Origin of the sequence: Saccharopolyspora erythraea NRRL 2338 (assembly GCF_000062885.1) — a bacterium.
Classification (GTDB): domain Bacteria; phylum Actinomycetota; class Actinomycetes; order Mycobacteriales; family Pseudonocardiaceae; genus Saccharopolyspora_D; species Saccharopolyspora_D erythraea.
In genome coordinates this window covers 5405580-5429915 of the sequence record NC_009142.1, presented here as the reverse complement: position 1 = coordinate 5429915, position 24336 = coordinate 5405580, and the positions used below count along the sequence as shown (strand labels likewise).

At 70.4% G+C, this 24336-nt stretch carries 20 protein-coding genes and 3 pseudogenes; 11 read left to right on the top strand and 12 right to left on the bottom strand.

Annotation, left to right across the window (positions count from 1 at the left end; genetic code table 11):
• Positions 1-118: 118 nt before the first annotated feature.
• Genes SACE_RS39975 through SACE_RS23535 form a run of 4 tightly spaced genes read right to left on the bottom strand, consistent with a single transcriptional unit; the run spans position 119 to position 3115 of the window.
• A complete protein-coding gene (locus tag SACE_RS39975) occupies positions 119-766 on the bottom strand; it encodes an MFS transporter (protein ID WP_308196712.1) in 648 nt (215 codons plus the stop codon).
• On the bottom strand, positions 721-1455 hold the full coding sequence (locus tag SACE_RS39970) for an MFS transporter (protein ID WP_011874483.1): 735 nt from the start codon (positions 1453-1455) through the stop codon (positions 721-723). Before SACE_RS39970 ends, SACE_RS39975 begins: the two co-directional genes overlap by 46 nt.
• A complete protein-coding gene (locus tag SACE_RS23540; protein ID WP_009951240.1) occupies positions 1452-1988 on the bottom strand; it encodes a DinB family protein in 537 nt (178 codons plus the stop codon). Before SACE_RS23540 ends, SACE_RS39970 begins: the two co-directional genes overlap by 4 nt.
• Before the next feature lie 17 nt (positions 1989-2005).
• On the bottom strand, positions 2006-3115 hold the full coding sequence (locus tag SACE_RS23535) for a flavin monoamine oxidase family protein (RefSeq protein WP_009951242.1): 1110 nt from the start codon (positions 3113-3115) through the stop codon (positions 2006-2008).
• 138 nt (positions 3116-3253) lie between these two features.
• Here SACE_RS23535 and SACE_RS23530 point away from each other — a divergent pair, with 138 nt between their 5' ends.
• Positions 3254-4153, top strand: coding sequence for a LysR family transcriptional regulator (locus tag SACE_RS23530; protein ID WP_009951243.1), 900 nt, complete (start codon positions 3254-3256; stop codon positions 4151-4153).
• Here SACE_RS23530 and SACE_RS23525 read toward each other — a convergent pair.
• On the bottom strand, positions 4075-4746 hold the full coding sequence (locus SACE_RS23525; protein ID WP_011874481.1) for a zinc-binding dehydrogenase: 672 nt from the start codon (positions 4744-4746) through the stop codon (positions 4075-4077). The genes SACE_RS23530 and SACE_RS23525 overlap by 79 nt on opposite strands.
• Positions 4747-5022: 276 nt before the next feature.
• Here SACE_RS23525 and SACE_RS23520 point away from each other — a divergent pair, with 276 nt between their 5' ends.
• Entirely contained in the window at positions 5023-7323 is a 2301-nt protein-coding gene (locus SACE_RS23520; protein WP_193755470.1) for an ATP-binding protein, read from the top strand.
• A 125-nt stretch (positions 7324-7448) separates the two neighbouring features.
• On the opposite strand, the pseudogene SACE_RS40405 reads toward SACE_RS23520, so the two are convergent.
• From SACE_RS40405 to SACE_RS23505, 4 genes and pseudogenes are all read right to left on the bottom strand, one after another.
• Positions 7449-7765: pseudogene (locus SACE_RS40405) on the bottom strand (transposase); the annotation flags it as partial.
• Positions 7766-7822: 57 nt separating this feature from the next.
• A pseudogene (locus SACE_RS40400) lies at positions 7823-8008 on the bottom strand (transposase); the annotation flags it as partial.
• A 138-nt stretch (positions 8009-8146) separates the two neighbouring features.
• A complete protein-coding gene (locus SACE_RS23510; protein ID WP_009950801.1) occupies positions 8147-8929 on the bottom strand; it encodes an FkbM family methyltransferase in 783 nt (260 codons plus the stop codon).
• Between the two features lie 148 nt (positions 8930-9077).
• On the bottom strand, positions 9078-10529 hold the full coding sequence (locus SACE_RS23505; protein WP_011874478.1) for an aromatic amino acid ammonia-lyase: 1452 nt from the start codon (positions 10527-10529) through the stop codon (positions 9078-9080).
• A gap of 84 nt (positions 10530-10613) precedes the next feature.
• Here SACE_RS23505 and SACE_RS23500 point away from each other — a divergent pair, with 84 nt between their 5' ends.
• Complete coding sequence (locus SACE_RS23500) at positions 10614-11444, top strand: MurR/RpiR family transcriptional regulator (RefSeq protein WP_009950803.1); 831 nt, start codon at positions 10614-10616, stop codon at positions 11442-11444.
• A complete protein-coding gene (locus SACE_RS23495; protein ID WP_009950804.1) occupies positions 11401-12741 on the top strand; it encodes an MFS transporter in 1341 nt (446 codons plus the stop codon). Before SACE_RS23500 ends, SACE_RS23495 begins: the two co-directional genes overlap by 44 nt.
• Before the next feature lie 21 nt (positions 12742-12762).
• On the opposite strand, the gene SACE_RS23490 is transcribed toward SACE_RS23495, so the two are convergent.
• A complete protein-coding gene (locus SACE_RS23490; RefSeq protein ID WP_011874477.1) occupies positions 12763-16530 on the bottom strand; it encodes an nSTAND1 domain-containing NTPase in 3768 nt (1255 codons plus the stop codon).
• Positions 16531-16826: 296 nt separating this feature from the next.
• On the bottom strand, positions 16827-17117 hold the full coding sequence (locus SACE_RS23485; RefSeq protein ID WP_009950807.1) for a hypothetical protein: 291 nt from the start codon (positions 17115-17117) through the stop codon (positions 16827-16829).
• A 202-nt stretch (positions 17118-17319) separates the two neighbouring features.
• Between SACE_RS23485 and SACE_RS23480 the strand changes: the two are divergent.
• From SACE_RS23480 to SACE_RS23465, 7 genes and pseudogenes are all read left to right on the top strand, one after another.
• Positions 17320-18155, top strand: a pseudogene (locus SACE_RS23480) (PhzF family phenazine biosynthesis protein).
• Between the two features lie 200 nt (positions 18156-18355).
• On the top strand, positions 18356-18490 hold the full coding sequence (locus SACE_RS39825) for a hypothetical protein (protein WP_269453508.1): 135 nt from the start codon (positions 18356-18358) through the stop codon (positions 18488-18490).
• Positions 18491-18525: 35 nt separating this feature from the next.
• Positions 18526-19848, top strand: a complete 1323-nt coding sequence (locus SACE_RS23475; RefSeq protein WP_009950810.1) for an MFS transporter — start codon at positions 18526-18528, stop codon at positions 19846-19848.
• 198 nt (positions 19849-20046) lie between these two features.
• Entirely contained in the window at positions 20047-20850 is an 804-nt protein-coding gene (locus SACE_RS40245) for an alpha/beta hydrolase fold domain-containing protein (protein ID WP_009950811.1), read from the top strand.
• Entirely contained in the window at positions 20750-21961 is a 1212-nt protein-coding gene (locus tag SACE_RS23470) for a glucarate dehydratase family protein (protein ID WP_372491185.1), read from the top strand. The genes SACE_RS40245 and SACE_RS23470 overlap by 101 nt, the downstream gene beginning before the upstream one ends.
• Positions 21962-22271: 310 nt before the next feature.
• Positions 22272-22523 carry a hypothetical protein gene (locus tag SACE_RS38185; protein WP_152538742.1) on the top strand — a complete coding sequence of 84 codons (252 nt, stop codon included), beginning with the start codon at positions 22272-22274 and terminating at the stop codon, positions 22521-22523.
• A 35-nt stretch (positions 22524-22558) separates the two neighbouring features.
• Complete coding sequence (locus SACE_RS23465) at positions 22559-23545, top strand: C40 family peptidase (RefSeq protein WP_231849738.1); 987 nt, start codon at positions 22559-22561, stop codon at positions 23543-23545.
• 99 nt (positions 23546-23644) lie between these two features.
• Here the strand turns inward: SACE_RS23465 and SACE_RS23460 are convergent, their stop codons facing one another.
• Positions 23645-24262 carry a TetR/AcrR family transcriptional regulator gene (locus tag SACE_RS23460; RefSeq protein ID WP_009950815.1) on the bottom strand — a complete coding sequence of 206 codons (618 nt, stop codon included), beginning with the start codon at positions 24260-24262 and terminating at the stop codon, positions 23645-23647.
• Positions 24263-24336 lie beyond the last annotated feature (74 nt).

The following is a 24336-nucleotide window of genomic DNA, read 5'->3' as shown; positions in this document are numbered from 1 at the left end:
GCCCATGACGCCCACACCAGGTGGAAAAAGCCTTCCTCGATCCGGTGATCTGTCCTTTATGGACGGCCCGGTCTCGTGCTCGGATCACCGTCGCGCAGGGTGCACGCGTGGCCTGCCGTCAGACCGTCTCGTCCGAGACCATCCGGCCGTCCGCCGGATCAGCGCTCTGCCTCCGGCCGGCCGCCTGCTGATGCGATGCGGGTGCCCCGGTGCCGCGAGCCCGGAACAGCGCGGGGATCAGCAGCAGCGCCAGCAGCCCGCCGGCCAGGGACAGCGTCGAGAACCCGGCCCCGGCGGCGACGACCCCGGACATCGCTCCGCCGCCGGCTCCGCCGAGCGCGATCAGCACGTCGGTCGTGCCCTGCACCCTCGCCCGGTTCGCCGGCACCGTCGCGTCGACGAGCAACGCCGTCCCGGAGATCAGGCCGAGGTTCCAGCCCAGACCCAGCAGCGCCAGCGCCACGATCAGCAGCGGCAGGGAGTCGGCCGGCGCGAACGCCGCGGTGACCCCGGCGAGCAGCAAGGTCACCCCGGACGCGACCGCCATCGGGACCCGCCCGACCCGGTCCACGAGCGCACCGGTCACCAGCGACGGCAGGTACATCGCGCCCACGTGGATGCCGATCACGAGCCCGACCGCGCCCAGTCCGTGACCGTGCGCGCGCATGTGCACCGGGGTCATCGTCATGATCGCGATCATCGAGATCTGGGTCAGCACCATCACCGTGGCGCCGACGACCACCCCGGGCCTGGCCGGGGGAGCCACCGCCGGTGCGGAGGTCGCCTCCGCGGCCGACCGTTCGAGGTGGCGCGCCACCAGGAACGGGTCCGGGCGCAGCAGCGCGAACAGCACCGCACCCGCGCCGAGGTAGCCACGGCGGCCAGCAGGAACGGTCCGGCCAGGGCGGGCACCCCGATCGCGAGCGCACCCAGCGGTTCGACCAGGTTCGGCCCGGCCACGGCTCCGAGCGTGGTGGCCACCATCGCCAGGCTGATCGCGGTGCCGCGGGCGACCGGGCGGGCGAGGTCGGCTCCGGCGTAGCGGGCCTGCAGGTTCGTCGCCGTGCCCGCGCCGTAGACGAACAGCGCGACGAGCAGCAGCACGACATTTCCGGTGACCGCCGCGACCACGACCCCCAGCGCGCCGATCCCGCCCGCGGTGAAGCCGAGGCCGATGCCGAGGCGGCGGCCGTGGCGCTGGGTGATCCGCCCGACCAGGAATGCCGCCAGCGCGGATCCCAGGGTGAACAGCGCCGTCGGCAGCCCGGACAGGTCGTCCGAGCCCAGCATCTCCTGCGCCAGCAGCGCGCCGACGGTGATGCCCGCCGCGAGCCCGGCGCCGCCGAGCACCTGCCCGGCGACGACGACCACCAGCACCCGGCGCTGCAACGCCGTGCGGGCGGCCTCGTCGGCCGCGATCCGGTCGGCGGCGCGCACGTCGTCGGCGGTGCTCACTCCGCCCACCCGCAGACGACGAGGTAGCCGTCGACGGTTCGCAGCCGGTCGGAGCCGGGGTCGTCCGGCAGCGCATGGCCGAGGTCGCGCTGACGCACCTCGCCGATCCACCTGTCGTGCTGGTACTCGTGGTTGATGATCGCGGTCAGCAGCGTCTGCGCCACGATCTTGAGCTGGGCGGGCGCGCCGACGTCGCCGGCGCCGATCGCCTCCAGCCGGGCGTGCACCCGCTCGGCGACGGTGTCGCGGAACTCGCCGAGCCTGCCCGGGCCGGGCAGCGGCAGCCGCAGCTTCTCCGGGTTCGCCGAGTCCATCACGTCGTCGAGATCGGGCATCGGGCTCGGTTCGGCCGCGGTCAGGTTGCGGACCATGAAGTGCGCGACGTGCGCCTGGTGCCCGAGGTGCCAGCCGATCGGGCTGAAGTCCTCCTCGGGCCGCCAGTGCAGCTCGTCGGCGCTCAGGTCGCGCCAGAGCTCGTCGGTGTAGGCGCGGGCGCGGTCGTACTCGGCGAGCAGCTCGGGGATCTCGAACATGTGGTTCTCCGTGGGAATCATGGTGCGGTGCGGGTCAGGTCCCGGCGGGACAGTACGGCGGTGGCGGCGCGGGCGGCAGCCCGCAGCGCGCCCTCGATGTGGCCTGCGTGGTGGGTCGCGGTCTCGGTGCCCGCCCAGTGCAGGCGCCCGTCGAGGGCGGGCTGCCGGTAAGCGGGGTGGCCGAACAGGTGGTGGCCGGCGCCGGCGTCCCGGCCGGGTGGGCGGGTGAACGGTTCCGCGCTCCAGTCGTGGACGTGCAGCTCGAGCGGGTCACCGGCCTCGGGGCCGAACAACCGGGCGAGCTGCCGCCGCGCGCTCTCGCCGAGCGCGGGGTCGGGTGAACCGGGCGTGGCGGCGATCGCGAAGCCGAACAACGCGGCCGGCTCCCCGCCGGAGCCGGACATGTCGTGGATCTCACGCAGCGGTCCGGCGTGGCTGACGGCCGCACCGGCGAGGCCCCGCTCGCGCCAGAACGGGCGCCGGTACCGAGCGACGACCTTGACCGTGTCGGCCATCCAGGTCGGCGTGGCTCGTGCCAGCCGCAGCAGTGGCTCCGGCAGGGCCGGGGTGATGTCGATCGTCGCGGCGGCGAGTGCGGGCGGGACGGCGACGACGACCTGCTCGGCGGCGACGTCCGCCGTCCCGGCCCGAACCAGCACGGCGTCGCCGGTACGGCGAATCGCGCTGACCGCAGTGCCGAGCCGCAGCGACCCGGCCGGCAGCAGCCCGGCCAGGGAGTCGGTGAGCGACTGCGCGCCGTCGCCGAAGCGACCGGCCGCGACGTCGATCGGGTTGCCGTCGATTCGCTGCACCAGCGGTGCCCCGTCGGCGTCGGACGCCTCGAACAGCGCGTTCCCGGCGGTGTGCTGGTCGAAGGTCCGGATGGCGAGCTGGGCGGTCTCGCCCGCCACCAGCGTCTCGTGCGGCCAGAACCAGGTCGCGCCGAGGTCGAGCCTGCCGCCCTCGCTCCAGTTCCCGGTCGGCACCGACAACAGCCGGCCGCCCGTGCGCCCACGCGCCTCGGCGACCAGGACGTCCGTCCCGGCCGCGGCCAGCGCCGCCGCACAGGCCAGTCCGGACACTCCGGCACCGACCACCACCACGTCGAACCGGTCCACCGGCCACATCCTCGTCTGCTCCCCGCGCGTCGGGCTTCGCACCGCCGTGATAAACCGGCTGAGTACCCCAGGGCGGCGTCGGAATGCCGTCGCCCGCGTCCCCCATGCTCGGGCAGGGCGTTCACCGGCGGAACCAGGAATCGGCGCATGACCGACATGAAGAACATGCATGCCGACCGGCTCAAGGTCGTCCAGCTCTACTACGCCCGCGCGGCTGCGGACCTCGGGTCGTTCTCGCGTGCCGCGGCGGCTCTCGGTGTCACCCAGCCCGCGCTCTCGCACGGCATCGCGGCGCTGGAACGCACACTCGGCGGTCCGCTGTTCGACCGCACCACGACCGGTGTGACGCCGACCGCACTGGCCAACCGCGTGCTGCCGCACCTGCACGCCGCGCTCGGCTCGCTGGACGCGCTGCTGACCGAGGCGCGCGCGGCCACCCGGGCGGACGCCGAGCCGCTGCGGCTCGGCGTGTCGCCGATCATCCACCCCGACCTCGTCGGCCGGGCGTTCGAGGCCGCCCGCGGCCGGTTGCCGGCGTCGCCGGTCGTGCAGGAGAAGGACCTCGCCGAACTGCGCCGCGAACTGCTCGCCCGGAGGCTGGACCTGCTGCTGGTCCCGGCCGTGCCGGACGCTGGGCCGGTGCGCCGCCGGGAGGTCACCAGCGAGCCGCTGCACTACCTGACCGACGACTCGGCCGCGTGGTCGCGGGACCCGGTCGAGCTGAGCGAGCTCTCCGACCGCTCGATGGTGATGATCGGCGACGCGTGCGGGCTGGCGACGATGACCCGGCGGCTGTTCGCCGACGCCGGTGCCCGGCTGCTGCCCTATCCCGGCGAGGCCGACAACTACCGCAGCGTCGAGGACTGGGCACGCCTCGGCCTGGGCGGCGCCCTTCTCCCGCTGTCCCGGTTCCAGGCCGGTGCACGGACCCGCCCGGTGCACCGGGACGGACATCCGGTGACGATCCACTATGAGGCGCAGTGGCTGGCCGAGACACCGCGAGCCGCCGCCATCGAGACCCTGCTCGACGGGCTCGTCGCCGCCTGACGGTGCCGGCGGACCGCGGTCACGGCCGCAGCACCATCCGGCAAACGCGCGCGACCGCTGCGCATCGACTCCACGGCCTCGGCGGCCTCGTCGAGCTTGCGGACCTCGGTCCACGGCCGGATCCCGGCCGCGACGGCGAAGCGCATCGCGTCCTGGATGTCGGTGGGGCCGCCCGTGACATGGCCGCGGACCCGCAGGCCGCGCATCACCAGCGCGCCGACGTCCAACGACAGCGGGTCCGATCCGATGCCGCTGAGCAGCAGCTCGCTGCGACGGCGCAGTCCGGTCGCGGCCTGCTGCGCGACGCCGGTGTCGGCGGCGGTGGAGTAGATCAGCGCCGCACCGCCGAGATCGCGCAGGGCCGCGCCGACGTCGGTGCCGGACGAGTCGACGTAGTGCGCCGCGCCCAGCTCCCGGGCCGCGGACTCCTTGTCCGCCGAGCGTGCCGGGGCGACCACGGTGAACCCCATCGCGGCGGCGAACTGCACCGCGAGGTGCCCGAGACCGACGATGGCGACGGTGTCGCCGAGGCGGGCACTGCTGGAACGCAGCGCGTGCTGCAGGACGTGATTGACAGGTAAGTGCCTCTTCATCGGGCGATGCGGCTGGAAAGTTGTCTGATGACACTGTCTACTCGTGGTCAACCAGTGCAGTTGTTCCAGATAACGCGAAGAGCAGGGGCGCAGAGGGGAAACCGGATGATGACTGCCCCGCAAGCCTGAAGGCGGCTTCGGTCTGGCCTGGACAACCGGAGTGGTGGCTTGCGAAACTGCTGAACACAGGTGCGCAAGCAGCGGGAAGTAGAGTTCGGCATGGCGCCAGCTCAGCGCAGCGCGGTGTCGACCTCTTTGCCTCCTCAGAAGGGCAACTTGCCCGTCGACATCACGACTTTCGTAGGACGTCGACGCGAAGTCACCGACGTCAGGCAGTTGCTGTCCTCGTCACGGCTGGTGACGCTCACCGGCGCGGGCGGCGTGGGCAAGACCCGACTCGCCCTGCAGGCCGCGAGGAACGTGCGGCGGGCGTTTCCCCACGGGGTGTGGGTGGTCGAGCTGGGTGCGCTGCGGCAACCCGGCCTCGTGGTCGAGGCCGCCGCCGCGACGCTGGGTATCGAGGGGCGTTCATCTCGGGGATTGATCGACCAGCTGTCGGACTACGTTCGCGACAACCACTTGTTGCTAGTGCTCGACAACTGCGAACACTTGCTCGACAGCTGTGCGCTCCTCGCGGACCACCTGCTGCGGACGGCCCCGCGCCTCACGATTCTCGCGACGAGTCGTGAAGCGCTCAACATCACGGGGGAAACCGTCTACCCGGTCCTGCCGATGTCACTTCCCGAGCCGCAACCCCCACTGCCCTCGGTACAGGCGCTCAGCCGATACGAAGCGGTCGCCTTGTTCGAGGAACGGGCGAAGGCGATTCGGCCCGGGTTCACCGTCGACGACGACAACGCGGCCGCCGTGGTGCAGTTGTGCCGGCGCCTCGACGGGATGCCGCTGGCGATCGAGCTGGCGGCGGCGCGGCTGCAGGCCCTGTCGGTGGAGCAGGTCGTCCAACGGCTCGACGACCGGTACCGCCTGCTCACCGCCGGCAGCCGGGCGGCGCTGCCGCAGCAGCAGACCCTTCGCGCGCTGATCGACTGGAGCCACGATCTGTGCACTCCTGCCGAACGCGTCCTGTGGGCGCGGCTGTCGGTCTTCGCGGGCACGTTCGACCTCGCGGCAGCCGAAACCGTGTGCGCTGGTGACGGCATCGAGGCGAATGACGTCGCCGCACTGGTGGTGGGACTGGTCTCCAAGTCGGTGCTGCTGCTGGACGGGGACTCTCCGCAGCCGAGATACCGGCTTCTGGAGACGATCCGCCAGTACGGTGCCGAGCAGCTCACCTCCCTCGGCGACGTTGCCACGCCTCGTCGTCACCGCGACTACTTCGCCGACCTCGTCGCGGGCGCGGAGCGAGGTCTGTTCACCCCCGACCAAGCGCGGTCGTTGGGCCGGCTCCGCCGCGAGCACCTCAACCTTCGGGCGTTGCTGGAGTTCTGCGTGACGGTCCCGGGGGAAGCACCCACCGGTCTCGTCGCCGCGTCCGGACTCTGGCAGTACTGGCCCTCGTCAGGCTCTCTCAGCGAAGGACTGCGTTGGCTCGACGGTCTGCTGGCGATGTCTCCCGAAGCGACGGAGCAGCGCGCATGGGGCCTGTCGGTCACGGCATGGCTGGCCATCCTGCAAGGCGACCTGACCAGTGCCGCTGACAGGCTGGACGAGGCCCGAACGCTCGGCCAGGACCTGGACGACAGGAGGACGCTCGGCTATGTCGCGCTTTTCTCCGGCATCATCACCGCTCTGCACGGCGATCCACAACGCGCGAGGTCGCTCTACGAGGAAGCGCTCGCCTACCACCGGGTTGTGCACGAGCCGATCGGCATCGCCATGGCTCTGTACCGGTCGGCGCTCATCGCGTTCCTGAACGGCGACAGCCAAGAGGTGCACGCGCGATGTGACGAGTGCTGCTCGCTCTGCGACACCTACCACGAGCGCTGGTGGAAGGCCTACGCGTTGTGGGTGCTGGGCCTGCAGGTGTGGCGCGACGGCGACCCGCAGCGAGCGACCGCCGTCCAGTCCGACGCCGTCCGGCGCTTCCACGAAGTCAACGACCTCCTCGGCGCGGCCCTGTCGATGGAGGCCATCGCGTGGGTCGCAGCCGAAGGACCACGCGACGAAGCCTGCCGCGCGGCCACCCTGCTCGGCGCGGCCGACACCCTCTGGCAGGCGCTCGGTACTCCGCTGGCGGAGTTCACTTACCTGAGCGGATACCGCCGGGACTGCGAAAAAGCCGTGCGACGAACCTGCGGTTCCAAGGCGTACGAGTCCGCGTTCGACGACGGTAGGCACCTCGACCTGGATGACGCCGTGCGCATCGCGCTCGGTGATGCCCCGCAGCGCACCGAACGAGCCGCTTCGCAGGACGAATGGTCCCTGCTCACGCCCAGGGAACGCGAAATCGCCGCGTTGACCACCGAAGGACTCAGCAACAAGGAGATCTCCGCTCGCCTGGTCATCTCCCAGCGCACCGCGGAAGCCCACATCGAGCACATCCTCGTCAAGCTGGGATTCAGCTCGCGAAGCCAGATCGCCGCATGGGCGGCGGAACACCAGCCGACCACGGGCTGAGACCACATCTCATTTGGGGTTGTTATGGATCAACAGGTCCAGCTTGACAGCTCGGCGGTAGCAGATCGCCGCGCACGCCAGTTGGGCGAATGCCGCGTAGTGAGCTGCTTTGGGCAAACCGGGAAGTCATAGCCCTTGTCGCCGTGCAGTTTGTGCGGCCGACGCCGGGGCCGCCCCGTAGGCACCTTGACCGGCGCGACGGAATCGACTACGGCCTCCAACTCCCGGTGGTCGTTGCGGTTGGCCGCCGAGACGACCACGGCCAGTGGAATGCCGCCGCGTTCGCTCATCGCGTGGATCTTGGAGCCAGGCTTGCCTCGATCTACCGGGCTGGGGCCGGTCAGGTCCCCCCTTTGGCCGCGCGGACGTGCATGCTGTCGACCGACGCGCGCGACCAGTCGATCGCCCCGGCGGTGCCCAACAGGTCCAGCAGCGCCTGGTGCAGCTGGCTGAACACCTCCGCTTGGACCCATTCGGTGAACCGGCGGTGGGCGGTGGGAGCGCTGACCGCGAACGAGGTGGGCAGCGCTGACCAGGCGCACCCGGTTTGCAGCACGTACAGGATCGCGGCCAGCACCGCGCGGTCGTCCAGCCGACGCCGACCCCCGCCTTGGTGGCGCTGCGGCGCATCAGGCAACAACGGACGCGCCAGCAGCCACAACGGCTCTGGGCACCACCTCTCCACATCACTCACAATTGATCAACATATCGCCTGCCTGGAAACACACCCAAATGAGATGCGGGCTGAGGTGGAGGGGCGGAGTAGTCCTGGTCGCGGGCGGAGGTCTCAGGAGATGGCTTTTTCCAGCCGCGTGCCGCGACGTCAGGTGCGGCTGGCCAGTACGATGTGGACGCTGGATCCGCGGTACATGTCTTCCTGGAGTGCTTCGACCCGGTAGTCCCGCTGTTCCAGCAGTGTGACCACTTCGGACAGACGACCGTGGATGTCGTGCACCTCGACCGCGACGTTGTGGATCTTCGGCCAGTTGTCGTCGGTGATTCCTCGTAGGACGGCCGGCTCTGCCCGCTCCACGTCGATCTTGAGCAGGTCGACCCTGCCGAGGTCGTGGTCGGCGATGATGCGGTCGATGGTCGTCACGGGAACGGTGTAGCGCTCGGTGCGCCGACTGAAGGTCTGCACGTAGTCGTGAACGGAGTCGGCGATTCCGAGGTTCGATGCCACCGCGGCGATGTTGCTCCTGTCGTCCTCGTCGTCGGTCTCGAGCGTCGTCATGGCTTCGGCGTCGGGGTAGTAGGTCAACTCGGCGCTACCCGGTTGTTCGCCGACCGCCGTGTTCAGGGCGGTTGCGTTCGGGGCGAAGGCGGTGAGGTTGGCGGCGAGGCAGGCGAAGGTCGCCGGTGCCGGTTCGCAGGAGATCAGCCGAACGCCTGGTATGCGTTCGGCCGCGAACAGCGAGAACAGCCCGATGTGCGCCCCGACATCGATGATGCTTCCGCCGGCCGGGATGTCCAGCAGGTCGAGCCGGTAGCAGTCGGTGCGGATCTCCTGCCAGACGAGTCCTGCGTTCCTCGCATTGACGCAGGTGACGACGCGTCCGTCCGGCAGCGTCAGATCGCTGGTCGGGGCGGCGGTGTAGTTGTCCATGGTGTTGCGCCAATCTGCTCGTGACCACCCGGGGTCACCGGTTGTCCGACCTGGTCAAGTCCTTGGGGGTGGCGTTCAGTCTGGAGCGCGGGCGGTTGGTGCGTCCAGCTTCGGCGCATTGTCGCGATCGGCGGGTGCGGGGTGATGTTCAGCAGTCGGCGAACTCGTCGATGATCTGCTCCGCCTGCGCGATCTCGCCGCTGAGCGGGTGGTCCTCCTCGATCAGGGGTAGCCGGCGGGACGCGCGCGCGAAGGCCTGGCCGATCGGTGCGTCCGGCAGTTCGGTGCCTGCGAGCCGGAGTGCGCGGACGGCGCCGAGCAGTTCACAGGCGAGCACGGTGCGGTAGGCGCTGATGGCCGCGGAGGTGCTGCGCGCGGCCTGGGTGGAGAAGCTCGCGTGGTCTTCGAGGCCGCGCGAGATCACCGCGGTCCCCAGCGTCACCGGGGCCGCCGCGTGGCGGAGCTGGCCGAGCGCGTCGTGCGCGACGTATTCCAGGATCATGATCCCGGAGCTGCCCGGCGGGCCGGAGGACAGGAATGGCGTGAGGCCGGTCAGCTCCGGTTCGACGAGGTCGCTCAACCGTGCCGCGGACAGCTCGGCGACGTGGTGCAGCGCGGCGCGCAGGCTGTCCAGGGACAGCGCCAGGTATGCGGTGGAGAACTGGCCGTGGTGGTACACCCGCTCGCTGTCGACGTGGATGAGCGGGTTCTCGGCGGCGGCGTTGAGGTCGATGGACAGCACCCGCTCCAGTGCGTCCGCGGCGTCCAGCGCCGGGCCGTGCACCTGCGGGAAGGCGCGCAGCCCGAACGGGTCCTGCAACCGCCGCCCTTCCGGCGGATCGACGTCCAAGCCGAGGATTCGGCGCATCTCCGCCGCGCAGCGCACCGAGCCCGGGTGCGGACGCGCCCCGTGCACCTGCTCGGAGAACGCTTCCGGGGAGCCGCCGAGGGCGCAGAAGGACAACGCGGCGATCACGTGGCTGGCGTGCAGCAGCCGGCGCAGGTCGTGCCAGGCGAGCACCGACTCGGCCAGCGTCGCGGCGTTGCTGGAGATGAACGCGAGCGCGTCACCGGGGCTGATCGGTACCGGGTCGAGCGATCCGACGTGCCACGGCCGCTGACCGGCGATGGTCAGTCCGATCTCGGCGAGCGCGCTTAGGTCGCCGGTCCCGATGGCGCCGCGGGAGTGCACCAGCGGGAGGGCGCCGACGCGCAGCGCGGTCTCCAGCGCGTGCAGCAGCCGCGGGTGCACACCGCTGCCGGCGGCGGCGAGCTGGTTGAGCCGGATCACCAGCGTGGAGCGCACGATCGCGTCGGGAAGCGGCTCTCCGGTGCCTCCCGCGTGGCTGCGGAGCAGGCGGAGCCCGTGCTCGTCGGCGGTGTCGGCGTCGACGACGGCGTGCCGGTTGGCGCCGACGCCGGTGGTCCGCCCGTAGACCGACCGCTTGGCTCCGATGTCCAGCGCGAGGCGGTAGGTGCTCTCGGCGCGGCGCACCGCGTCCTGGTTCAGCTTCACCGATGCGCTGCGCCGAGCGACGCGCACGACATCCGCACAGCGCAACCCCTTGCCGTCGATGCGGACTCGGCTGCTGTCTGGCATGACCAACCCCTTGACAATTGTTCATTCAAATCTGATGCTGCATGAAACTCCCCATTCATCCCGCTGGCAAGGGTGGTACCCGGATTGCCCGGTCCTCTGCAGGAGCTCTTCACCGAGCACCGGCTGACCCCGGCCCAGCGCCGGATCGCGGCGTACCTGCTGGCCAACGTCGACACCGCCGCTTATCTCACCAGCGTCGAGCTCGCCGAGGCCGCGGCGGTGAGCCAGCCGTCGGTGACGCGGTTCGTCGCACTGCTCGGGTTCGACGGTTACGGGCATTTCCGCCGCTACCTCCGCCAGGCCGGCTCCGAGCCGGCCGCCGACCAGGACGCGCGGGGCTCGAAACTCCAGTCGGGCATCGACGAGGACATGAGGAACCTCGCCAGGCTGCGGACCGAGCTCGCCGACGACAGCGCCCTGCGCACGGCCGGCACCGTGCTCGCGTCCTCGAACCCGTTGGTGGTGCTGGGTTTTCGGGTCTCCGCTCCGCTGGCTTCGCTGTTCGGCTACCTCGCGGCGAAGATCCACCCCGATGTGCGCCTGCTGATCTCGGGCGGGAGCATCGTCGGCGACCAGCTGCGCCACGCGCGCCAGTGCGGCGCCGACGCGACGATCGTGTTCGCGATGCCGAGGTATCCCCGCGAGACGCAGCGCGCCATGGTGCAGGCCCGTGACCTGGGTCTGCGCACCGTGCTGGTGACGGACAGAACCGTGTCCGCACTGACCCCCGACGCCGACGACGTGCTCGCCGCCGCGGTGGGCGAGGAACTCGTCTTCGATTCGCACGCTGCGGTGATGTCGCTGTCGACCTCATTGCTCGAAGCGATGGCCGATGCCGCGGGAGCCTCCGCGCGGCGACGATTGGAGAACTTTGAGCAATACGCGGCAGACCAGGAGCTCTTCCTCGACGACTGAGGCGGCGTCGTTCGACGACGTCCCGCTGAACCGCTTCCACCTCAAGATCACCGCGTTGACCTTCGGCGCGAACTTCTCCGACGGCTACCAGCTCGGGATCATCGGGATCGCGCTGACCCTGATCGCTCCGCAGCTCGGCCTGGGCCCGGCCTGGCAGGGCCTGCTCGGCGCCTCCGCGCTGATCGGCATCTTCCTCGGCAGCACGGTGGTCGGCTGGGCGGCGGACCGGATGGGCCGCCAGCGCCTCTACATGCTGGACTTCCTGCTCATCGCCGTCGCATCGGTGCTGCAGTTCTTCGTCACCGGGCCGGTGGAGCTGTTCGTGCTGCGGCTGCTGATCGGGTTCGGGATCGGGGCCGACTACGCGCTCGGCCCGACACTGGTCGCCGAGTTCGTGCCGCGCCGCTACCGCGGCGGGCTGCTGGCCTCGCTCACGGCGATGTGGACGGTCGGCTACATCGCCGCGTTCTTCTTCGGCAACTACCTCGTCGGGTTCGGTGGTGACTCCTGGCGTTGGCTGCTGCTGAGCAGCGCGATCCCCGCGATCGTGGTCCTGCTGGTGCGGATCGGCACTCCGGAGTCACCGCGCTGGCTGGTCAGCCGGGGCCGGCTGCACGAGGCCAAGGCCGTGGTCACCCGCTTCATCGGAGCGCGGGTCGACTTCGACGCGTTCGCCGCCCAGCACGTGCCCGAGCGCCGTGCGACCTACCGGGAGCTGTTCGGCAGGCGCCATTGGCGCAACACCGCCTTCGGTGTCCTGTTCTACAACTGCCAGGTCATCCCGTACTTCGCGATCTACACGTTCCTGCCGCTGGTGCTGGCGAAGATCAACCTGGACGGCGACGAGTTCCTGGGCGATGCGCTGCTCAACCTGTTCCTGCTGCTGGGCGGCATCGGCGGGCTGTGGCTCGTCGCGAAGCTCACCCGGCGCGGGCTGACCATCGGCTCGTTCGTGGTGATGGCGCTGTCCCTGGCGCCGATCGGCATCTGGCCGGACGCTCCCACGGCTCTGCTGTTCCCGCTGTTCCTGGTGTTCACCTTCACGATGTCGGCGTCGTCCAACCTCGACCAGGTGTACCCGCCGGAGCTGTTCCCGACCGAGCTGCGCAGTTCGGGCGTCGGGCTGCTCAACGGGATGAGCCGGATCGGCTCCGCGATCGGCACCTTCCTGCTGCCGATCAGCTTCGACTCCCTGGGCTTCTCGCCCACGATGGTGGTCCTGACGGCCATCCTGGCCGTGGGCGCGGTCGTGTCCCTGGCCTGGGCACCGGAGACGAGAGGGCTCGCGCTCGACTGAGGGCGGGGCCTGCCACGTCGTTCACGGCAATTCCGGCTCGGTCTCGGGTGGCTGCGTTCTTGTGCAGGCCGCGGGGAGAGGTCGGGCCGGGTCGCGGAAGTCGCGGGCGAGGGTGTCGCAGAGTGCGCTGGTGGCTTGCTCGGGGTCGGTGGTCCAGAGCGTGAGGGAGTTGCCTGCTGCGGCGGCCAGACGCGTTCCGTCGGGGGACCAGATCAGGGTCGAGATCGCGTCGGGTGTGTCGGCCACGGTGCCGGTCAGGGCGGCCCATCGGGTTCGGGACGGGAGGTCCCGGATGAGGATCGCGTTGTCCCGCGTGGCCAGGGCGAGGCGTTGGGAGTCCGGGCTGAACGCGAGGGCGCGGCCGAAGTGACCGGGGATGTTTCCCAGCGGTGTGCGGGTGGTCGCGTTCCACAGTGCCACGCCGGTGGCGGTGCGCACTGCCAGGATGCGGCCGTTCGGTGAGTACCGGGGCACGAGGTCCCCTGCGGGGCCGTCGGGCACCGGCAGCGTGATGGACCGTCCGTTCGTCAGATCCCACACCCCGAACGTTCCGTCCACACGCGTGGTCGCCAGGTGTTGGGAGTCGGGGCTGAAGGCGATCGCGGCGTCGGGTTTGACGTCGGTGACCGTGTGGATCAACCTGGCGGCCGGGCCTTCGACGTTCCAGACGTGGAGGCCGTCGGGCCCGGTGGTGGCCAGCAGCGTGCCCTGGGCGTTGACCGCACGATAGGTGTCGGGACCAGTGACAACGGCGATGGGCGTGCGAGTAGCCACATCGCCGACCGTGATCGTGCGGTGCCGTGGATCGTCGGCGCCCGTGACGGCGACGAACCGCCTGCCCTCGGCGCTGAATCCGGCGAGGGTCGCGTCTGATGTGCCTGGTAGGAGAGGGGTCGAGTCGCGGCGTAGCTGCTCGGTGGCCCAGGTGGTGAGTTCGCCTGCTTTGTAGGCGCCGAGCAGGTTTCTGCCCTCGGCGCTGAAGGTGAGCGCTTCCGGATACGGGCCGCTGTCCCGCCGTGTGGGGAGCCGGTTCGTGTCCCACAGCGTGATGATGCTGCCGTAGTTCCACGAAGTCATGGCGATGACGCCGGTCGCGCTGACACTCATGCTCGAGGAGCCTTGGTCGGGGCGTGCGGGTACCAGCCGCACGGGTGGCCCGCTGCCGTTGTGATCGCGTCGGTCGATGCTGCCGTCGGCGTTGGCGATGAACAGTGACTGGTCGGCGGGGGAGAACGCGAAGTCCAAGATCACCATGTCCTGGTCGATCCTCACCTTGGGTGTGCGGGTGGCCAGGTCCCAGATGATCGGTCCCGTGCCGTCGGTACCCATCGTGGCCAGCGTCCGGCCGTCGGTGCTGAACCTCGGGTCGAAGTGCTTGTACGACTCCGGCAGCGCAGGCAGGTGGCGTCGCGCGGCGAGGTCCCAGAGCCCGACTCCCACTGGGTACGACGCGGAGTAGGCCAGAGTTCGGCCGTCGGGTGAGAACGACACCGAGAAGCCGTTTTCGACCGGGAGAGCCTCGATGAGCCGCCCGGTGTCGAGATCCCAGAGTTCGATGCGTGTGCCGCCGGCAGCGGCGAGCAGCCGGCCGTCCGCGCTGAACTCGAGATCGTTTCCCTCGGCTGTCGACGGCAGGCTCTTGACCGGCTGGTCCGGTGCATCCAGCCGCCACACGTCGATGCGTCCGGTGTTCAGTGTGGTGCTGGCAGCGACGCGGGTTCCATCGGGAGAGAACGCCGCGGCCCCGTACGGGGCGGGACGGTCCGTCCTGTTCGCGGCGGGGGCGGTGAGTCGGGTGCGCAACCGTCGGGTGGCGACGTCCCAGACGTGCACCTGGTCGTCGGCGGAGGCGAGCAGGCGCCCGTCGGGGCTGAACGCCAGCTTGTTCATCCCGGTGACCGATTTGCTGCTGGGCAGCGTGCCGTGATGAACGAGGTGCCCGGCGGTGCTCAGCAGCGCGCTGCGCCCTTCGGCGGTGGCAGTTCCGTCGAGCGTGGTGGTGTCGTGGGCCTGGACGCTGAGGCGGATCGCCGCGGCGGGATCGGTGTTTTGCGCGCCGCGCGCTTGCTGGGCCAGTTGTCGCGACAGGGTCTGCTGACCGCGGTTGTAGACGCTGACCGCGGTCACCGACGCCACGACCAGCAGCAGCGCGAGGCCGGCGCACGCACCGTGGAGCACGCGGGTGCGGAGCACGCGAGCGCGGTGTTCGCGCTGTTCGGCGGCGATGCTGGCGTCGAGGAAGTCACGTTCGCGCCGCGCCAGCGTCGGCTCCGCGCGATGCACCCAGTCGCGGGTGATGGTCAGCTGCGCGCCCCGGTACAGCGCGCCGGGGTCGTGGTCGAGGTGCTGCCAGGTGGTGGTGGCGTTGGTGAGCTCGCGGTGCAGCCGCAGGCCTTCGCGGTCGGTGTCGATCCACTGCCGCAGCCGGGACCAGGAGCGGATGAGTGCTTCGTGGGTGATCTCGATGCCGTCGTCGTCGACGGTGACCAGCCGCGCGCGGGCCAGGGCGTCGAGCACCGCGTGGGTGTCGGCATCGGAGTCGAGTTCGGCGCGGGTGATGCGACGTTTGGTGTCCTCGGTGCCCTCGCCGGGCGCGACCAGTCGCACCAGCAGACCCCGGGCGCGGCGCTGCTGGGCCTCGGTGAAACCGGTGTAGAGCTGCTCGGCGGTCTGGGTCAGGGCGTGTCGGATACCTCCGGTGGCTTCGTAGCCGACCAGGGTGAGGGTGTTGCCGCGACGGCGCTGCCAGGTCTCGCGCAGCGCGTGGGAGACCAGTGGCAGCATCCCGACCTGCCCGGCGGCCTGTGCGGTGATCTCGGCCAGCAGCGCCCCTTCGACGGTGCAGCCCTGGCCAACGGCGGGTTGGGTGATCGCGCGGCGCAGCTCCTCGGTCGACATCGCCCCCAGCAGTGCCGGCGTCCGCAGCGCCGGCACCAGCTCGGGGCGGTCCAGGCAGCGGTCGAAGAAGTCCGACCGGATGCCCAGCACCACGCGCAGCCGGGAGTGGCCGGCCTCGGCGGCGGTGGCCAGCTGGGTCAGGAACCGCGTGCGCTGCTCGGTGTCGCGGCAGAGGGTGAAGATCTCCTCGAACTGGTCCACGAGCAGCACCAGTTCGGTCCCTGACGGCTCGTCGGCCAGTGCGGTGAGCACCGCCAGGTGCAACGCCTGCGGGTCTTCGCCCAGTTCGCCGTGGAGCCGGGCAGCCGATTCGCCGGTGTGACGTGCCACCTGTGCGGCGAGCACCTCCAACGGCTGCTGAGTCGGTGTGCACACCGCCACCCGCGCCCCACCGGCTCGCAGTTTCGGCACTACCCCGGCGCGCAGCAGCGAGGACTTGCCCGCACCGGAGGCGCCGATCAACGCCACGAACCGCTCGTCGCGCAACCGGGCCAGCAGGTCCTCGACCACGTGCTCCCGGCCGAAGAACCGGTCCGCGTCCTCCGGCTCGAACGCGGCCAGTCCGACATACGGGCACTCGAGGTCGGATTCGCAACCGTGGTTCGATGTGGTGGCGGATTTGTTCTGCGCGGCGAGTTCGGCCGTCACCCCCTGCCAGCGCTGCTCCCACTCCTGCCGCTCGCCGCCGCACGCCTGCACGTAGGCCAGGGTCACCGCCAGCGTCGGCAACCTCTTGCCGCCCGCGGCCTCCGAGAGCGTGCTCACCGAGTAATGCGTTCGCTGTGCCAGCTCCCGGTATCGCGGACTACCCGCCTTCTCACGCAGACGCCGCAGCTCAGCCGCGAACTCCGCCAACGGCCCGTTGTCCAGCGGACGCTCCGGACGAGGCACCCGCACACCTCCATTCGATCAACGCCCGATTGTCTAGATCCGCGTTGTCCGGAGTCCAGCCACCGACCATGGACAACCCATCCGGACTAGACAGGTCACCACGGGCACCGACGGCTGGGGGTCGACGGAGCCCGGACCGGGGGACGGCCCCTGGCAGCCTCCCGTCGGGACGCTGCCAGGGCCACCCCCCAGGCCACGTCACCGGCTCTGGACACCGGTGGGGAGGTCTACTACTCGCCGTGGTGTTGGCGTGTGCGGCGTGGCGCTGTTCGCGGCTCAGACGAGCAACTGCTCACTCAGGCGGAGCTGGTCGTCCACGCACCGGTGTCGGCACAGGTGGTGAACCCGAACCGGGAGGCCGCGTCCCGTGCGACCTCGTTGGCCAAAGCGACCTGCAGGACCCGCAGCGTCTCGGTGCCGGGAGTCGCGTTCTGGTAGAAGGACCTCAGGGCCTGCATCTCCGTCACCAGCTTGTCGATCTTGGCGAGCCAGTCGTCCAGCCCTCGCCGATCAGCCTCGGGGCTCGGCGAAGCAGCAGCCAGGCAATTCGCCCGCGGGTTCAACGCCGCCGAGATCGCCCCGCGCACCCCGTGTCGCCTCCCCGACGAGTGCCTGTGGCCGCCCGCCTCACCGGTCGTGAGCAGTCCACTTTCGTGGAATTGGCTGTCGGGTCCGAGGCCAGATGCCGGTTAGGCTGCCGCCAGTACTGCTGTCGTTGGCGCACCTGGCATACCACCGAAAACGCGCGCAGTCTCCTTGCTCTCCAGTTTGGCGAAAGGCCCTTTCATCGTGACCCGTCCTCGTGACTTCGCCCAGGTCGACGTCTTCTCCTGCGCCCCGTACCTCGGCAACCCGGTCGCGGTCGTGCTCGACGCCGATGGCGTGGAGACCGAGGACATGCAGCGCGTGGCACGGTGTTCTCGGAGACCACGTTCGTACTGCCGCCGACCACCCCGGAGGCGGACTACCGGCTGCGGATCTTCACCCCGGACGGTGAGCTGCCGTTCGCCGGTCATCCCACGCTCGGTTCCGCGCACGCCTGGCTGGAGAACGGCGGCACGCCTCGTCGCGACGACCGCGTCGTGCAGGAGTGCGGTGCCGGACTGGTCGAGGTCCACCGAGGTGAGGGCGTCCTGTCCTTCGCCGCGCCGCCCACCATCCGCGACGGGGCACTGGAGCAGGAGTTCCTCGACGAGGTCGTGACCGCGTTCGGGATCAGCCGGGACCAGGTGCTCGACCACCAGTGGGTCGACAACGGACCCGGCTGGGCCGTGGTCAGGCTCGCGACGGCCCAAGAGGTGCTGGCGCTGGAACCGGATCTCTCGCGCATCCCGACCGCGATGGTCGGTGCTGTCGGGGCCTACCCCGAGGGGTCGCCGTTCGAGTTCGAGTTGCGCACCTTCGCCCCCGGCGTCGGCGTGGCCGAGGACCCCGTGTGCGGCAGCATGAACGCCTCGGTCGGCCAGTGGCTGACCCGCACCGGAGCAGCCCCCGCCCGCTACCGGGTCTCCCAGGGTGCCCGTCTCGGCCGGGCCGGTGACATCACGATCACCGCCGACCAGGACGGCGCGGTCTGGGTCGGCGGAGCCACCGCCACCCGCATCCGGGGGACCATCAACCTCTGACATGGACGGGTAGCCGAACACGAGCAGACCGCGAGCCGGCCCGCGCCATCCGCGTCACGCCCGTGTTGCACCGATCGCCACCCCACGCCGTCGGCATCGATCCAATTCCTGCATCGACCGATGCACAAGCTGAGTTGTTCCCGCATTGCTCAGCGCTTAGCGTCCATGGACATCGCGCACTCACCTGGAGGTCACTGACGATGTCCGACGACGCTCCATCCGCGCCGGCCGGGCAGTCGGGGTGCGCGCTTCTGTCTTTCGATTTCGCCTGCGGCGCCGTGGTTGTCATGGACGGCAGGCGGATTCTCGCGCACAACCCGCCGCCGTCGAACTGAGATTCATCGACACACCGAAGTCGAAGGAGACCGACGTGAGTTCTCCCGCGGAGCCCGACGCGCGGCTCGTCGCCTCGGGTGCGGCCAAGTTCTTCCGGCGCATCCTGCCGATGCTGGTCCTGATGCTGGTGATCAACCAGATGGACCGCACCAACGTCGGCTTCATCAAGGAGCACGTGCAGGTGGACATCGGCGTCGGTGCCGCGGCGTTCGGGCTCGGCGCGGGCCTGTTCTTCGTGGGCTACGCGCTGTTCGAGGTGCCCAGCAACATGCTCCTGGAACGGGTCGGTGCGCGTATGTGGCTGACCCGCATCATGATCAGCTGGGGTCTCGTGACCGTCGCCTCGGCCTTCGTGCAGAACGAGGTGCAGTTCGCCCTGGCGCGGTTCCTGCTCGGGGTGTGCGAGGCGGGCTTCTTCCCGGGCGTCATCTACTACTTCACCAAGTGGCTCCCGGACGCCTACCGGGGCCGGGCGAACGCGGTCTTCCTCGGCGGTTCGGCCACGGCCTACATCGTCACCGGGCCGATTTCCGGTGCGCTGCTGGAGATGCACGGCGTCGGCGACATCGCAGGCTGGCGGTGGATGTTCTTCTTCGAGGGCGTGGTGTCGGTCGTCGTCGGGGCGCTGGCGATCTTCGTCCTGCGCTCGCGCGTCGAGGACGCTCCGTGGCTGACGCCGGAGGAGAAGTCGGCGCTGTCCGCGGCGGTCCGGCGCGACGCTGAAGCCCGTCGCTCTGCGGGCACCGTGTCGCGCTGGCGGCTGTTGCTCGACGTCCGGATCGTCCTGCTGACGATCGTCTTCTTCGCCATCGGCCTGACGACGGCGGCGATCACCTTCTGGCTGCCGAGCCTCGTCGGTCAGATCGAGGGCACGTCGGACTTCGCCGTGGGTCTGCTGTCGGCCATCCCGTGGCTGTTCGCCGTGGCGGCGATGTACGTGCTCGCGAAGCGGACCGACGGCGCCCCGGACCGGCGTCCGTACCTGGCCGGCGCGCTGGTGCTGTCGGCGGTGGGCGCCTTCCTCGCCACCGTCGGCGGTCCGTGGTTCGGGCTCGTCGCGCTGGTCGCCGCGGCGATCGGCGTCAAGTGCGCGTCGACGATGTTCTGGCCGCTGGTCCCGCAAACCCTCGATGTCCGGGTCGCCGCGGGCGGTATCGCTCTGATCAACTCGCTGGGCAACCTCGCCGGCTTCTTCGCGCCGTCGCTGCTGGGCTACATCGAGGAGTCGACCGGCAGCACGGACCTCGCGCTCTACGTGTTCGCGGCGGCGTCCCTGGTCGTCCTGTGCGCGCTGCCTGGGCTGCGCCGCGTTCGCGAGGCGAGCCCGGCCGCGGCCACCGAGCGGGTGGGGACGTAGTCGTGCTGGATGCGGAGATCGCGGCGCTGTACGACCGCCGGGACGCCGCGGGCGTTCTGCCCACGTTCGAAGGCGGTCCGTCCGCCGTAGAGGCTCGGTCCCGGTACGCCGCGTTCCAGGCGCTCTACCCGAAGCCGGAGTTCGAGGGTAGCGGCGATCGAGCGGCGCACGATCCCCGGCCGCAGGGGCGGCATTCCGGTGCGGGTCGTGCGGCCGCACCGGCCGCGAGGGGCGACCGTCGTCTACTTCCACGGCGGCGGTTTCGTGGTCGGCAGCGTCGACACCCATCTCGACCACGCCATCCGGATTGCCGCGAGCACGGACGCGGTGGTGGTCAGCGTCGAGTACGCCCTCGCTCCCGAGCACCCGTTCCCCGCCGCGTGGGTCGACGCCGTCGATGCGGTCGAGCACGTCATGGACGATCCGGAGATCGGGGGCGAGGCAGGTCGGACGGCCGTGGCCGGGGACAGCGCGGGTGGCAACCTCGCTCTGGGCGCCGCGTTGCACTGCCGGGACGCGGGCCGTCCTCTGCTGGGGCAACTGCTGCTGTACCCGGCGACGGACCTTCGCCTGCTGGCCGCGATCCCCAGCCACGCCACGGTCAACGGGTTCTACGCGGGCACCGATCACGCGGCCCTGGAGGATCCCCGCGTCTCGCCCGTGATGGCCTCGCACGCTGGGCTGCCCCCGACCGTGCTGAGCGTGGGAAGCGAGGACTTCCTTCCACCTCGGAGCGGTCTCGCGGGCGGCCGAGGCCGCGTGCGCCACCGTCGTCGAAGCCTTCGCCGAGCTGCTCGGCGAAGCGGCACCACACCGACCCTGAGGAGAGGACCTGCCGATGCCGACCAGGCAGCGCATCGCCGACGTCGAGATCACCCCCGTCGCATTCCAGGACCCGCCGCTGCTCAACGCGGTGGGGGTGCACGAGCCGTTCGCGATCCGCGCGATCGTCGAGATCCGCACGGACGAAGGGCTGAGCGGCCTCGGCGAGACCTACGGTGACACCAAGCACCTCGAGCGGCTCCGGCGGGCCGCCGAGCTGGTGACCGGCACGGACGTCTGGGACCTCAACGCGCTGGCGGGCCGGGTCCGCACCTCGCTGCAGGGTGACTCCGGCACCGGCGGGCACGGGATGGCCGGGATGGTCACCGACTCCAGCACCGCCGACGCCGTGTTCTCCCCGTTCGAGGTCGCCTGCCTGGACATCCAGGGCAAGGCCACCGGGCTCCCGGTGAGCAGCCTGCTCGGGGGAGCGGTGCGGGACCGGATCGACTACTCCGCCTACCTGTTCTACAAGTGGGCCGGGCACCCCGGCGCCGAGCCGGACACCTGGGGCGCTGCCTTGGATCCGGACGGCGTCGTCGCGCAGGCCCGCCGGATGATCGACGACTACGGCTTCTCCGCGATCAAGCTCAAGGGCGGGGTCTTCGAGCCGGACGAGGAGATCGCGGCGATCAAGGCCCTCGCCGAGGCCTTCCCCGGGATGCCGCTGCGGCTGGACCCCAACGCGGCGTGGACGGTGGACACGTCGATCCGCGTCGGCCGGAAGCTCGACGGCGTCCTGGAGTACCTCGAGGACCCGACCGGCGGCATCGAGGGCATGGCCGAGGTCGCGCGGAAGCTCCCGATGCCGCTCGCCACGAACATGGCGGTCGTCAGCTTCGCCGATCTGGACCCCGGCATCCGGCGGAACGCGGTGCGAGTGGTGCTCTCCGACCACCACTTCTGGGGCGGCCTGCGGCGCTCGCGGCTGCTCGCGGGCATCTGCGAGACCTTCGGCATGAGCCTGTCCATGCACTCCAACAGCCACCTCGGGATCAGTCTGGCGGCCATGACCCACCTCGCCGCCGCGACCCCCAACCTCACCTACGCCTGCGACACGCACTGGCCGTGGAAGGACCAGGAGGAGGACGTCGTGAAGCCCGGCGCGCTGACCTTCAGCGAGGGCGCGGTCGCCGTCCCGACCGCGCCGGGTCTCGGTGTCGAGCTCGACCGGGACAAGCTCGGCGCGCTGCACGAGCAGTTCCTGCGCTGCGGAATCCGGGACCGGGACGACACCGGCTACATGCGGCGGATCGACCCGGCCTACGAGCTCCGCAAACCCCGCTGGTGACCAGCGGAGCGCACCATCGTGCGGGCGTCGGCAACCTCCTCAGGGACCTGGAGGGCCAGGCACCGTCCACTGAGGACGCGTCAGTCCACGATGCGGGAATACCACAAGGGGCTCCGAGGAACACCCGTCACCGTATGTGCATTCCTGATCACCCACCTGTAGCTGCTGTGTAGTCGCCACGCCCTGCCCAGCGACGATGGGGCCCACGCCGGGACGGCACCCGCCCCATGCTGGTTTCGGGCGCCGGTGTGATGGGATTGACCCAGATGGTCATGGTCGCGATCATGACCAGGACAGGACGCTGGCCCGCATGGGCCACGGCCACTCCGCCGCCGCTGCCGGTGTGGTCATCGCCGTGCATGTTGGAGCGATGTATCTGCCTTCTCCTCTCAGCGGTTTCCTGGTCGACCGCTTCGGCCCTGTGCGCGTTGCCGCGGCGTCGAGTGTGACCCTGCTCCCCGCCGGTCTGGTGGCGGCCCCGGCCCCTGGGGCATTCGGCACGGTTGTGCATTGGACGATTCCGCAAGTGAAAGTGGTGTATTCATGGTCCGCTCCGAGCTGAAACGAACCGTGTGCGGTGCTGTCGCCCTCACCGCCGTGGCCACGAGTGTCGGTGTCAGCTCCGGTCCCGCGCTGGCTCAACCGGGCACGCCGAACACGCTGTCGGAGGCGCAGCGGCAGCTTCGTGATCTGTCTCGCAACGCCGAGCTCCTCACCGAGGAGTACAAGAAGGCGCAGGACGATCACGCGGCGCGCAAGGCCGACCTGGACCGGGCCACCACGGAGGCGGACACGGCCCAGCGGGTGGCTGACCAGGCCCGAACGGAGGAGGAACGGTTCCGCGGGGAGGTCGACCAGCTCACTCGCGCGTCGTACCAGGGAGCGCGGGTGAACCAGCTTTCCGCTTTGCTGGTCAGCGAGAGCCCCGACGACTTCCTCGATCGGGCGTCGGTCATCGAGGTTCTGGCCAAGGACAACAACGAGGCGATCTCGCGGCTGTCCGATGCCACGCACCAGGCCGAGGACGCGCAGCGGCGGGCGCAGGACGCCCGCGGGCGTGCCGCGAGGGCCGAGGCCGACGCCGCGCGGATCACCGGCGAGATCGCCGCGAGGAAGGGCGCGATGGACGCCGAGGTCGCCCGGGTCAAGCAGCAGTACGACCGGTTGAGCCCGGCCGAGCAGGACTCCTTGTCCGGTGAGAGCAGCAACGTCGGCTCGATCGCCGGGGCCGGGGCGGCGGTCCAAGCGGTCAACGCCGCGCTGGGCAAGCAGGGTTCGCCCTATGTCTTCGGTGCCAAGGGCCCGAGCCAGTTCGACTGCTCCGGGCTGGTGCAGTGGTCGTACAAGCAGGCCGGGGTGGACGTGCCCGGGTCCACCAAGTCGCAGGTCAGCGAAGGCCGCGGTGTCTCGCGGAGCGATCTCAGGCCCGGGGACGTGGTGTTCTACTACAGCTCGGCCAGCCACAACGCGATGTACATCGGCGGGGGCAAGGTGGTGCACGCCCCCACCGAAGGCCAGGACGTCACCGTGGAAGAGCTCGACGAGATCGGGGACGTCAACAGCATCCGCCGGTTCGTCGGCTGAAGCCGGCCCGGCGCACCGCTGCGACGTCCCGGTGGACGAGGGCGGTGCCCGTCGGGTCCACAGTGGCCTTTCGGTGGAGGTGCGAGTGCCGGCGGAGCGTCAACCGGCTCCGCTGTTCCCGGTCTGGTCCCCGGCATCGAGGGAGTCGAGCCAACGGTGGAGACGGGCTCCCTGGCGCATCATGATGTCCGGGTCGCGCAGGGCGTTGGCCAGCAGCGACATGCCCTGGTACGCGGAGACGAAGGCGACGGCGAGGTCATCCGGGTCGGGCAGGCCCAAGGCGCGGAACTGGTGTCCGGCCCATTCCAGCAGGCGCCGGATCACCGTGCCGGCCTGCGCATCGAGGGTTCCGTCGGTGCGTTTGTCGAGTTCGACGGCCAGGGTGCCGGTGGGGCAGCCGTGTCGGGCGGCGACATCGCGCTGGTCGATCCAGGCCTCGACGAGGGCTTTGAGGCGGTCGCGCGGGTCGGGTAGCTGGTCCAGGCGGCTGGTGAGCTCGTCCAGGTGCGCGCTGTGCTCGGAGAGCGCGGCCATGACCAGCTCGTCCTTGGTCTTGAAGTAGTAGTAGACGTTCCCGACGGGTACATCGGCCGCGCGCGCGATGTCGGCGAGGGTGGTGCGCTCGACGCCCTGCTCGTGCAGGACCCGCGCCGCCTCGGTCGTCAGCCGTCGGCGCTTGTCGGCCGCCCGTGCCCGGGGCTTCGCTGAGTCAGTCACCCAACTAACTATAGACAACCGTCGCTGAGCCGGTGCTATCGTACGAGTTAGTCAGTCAACTAACTAATAAAGGG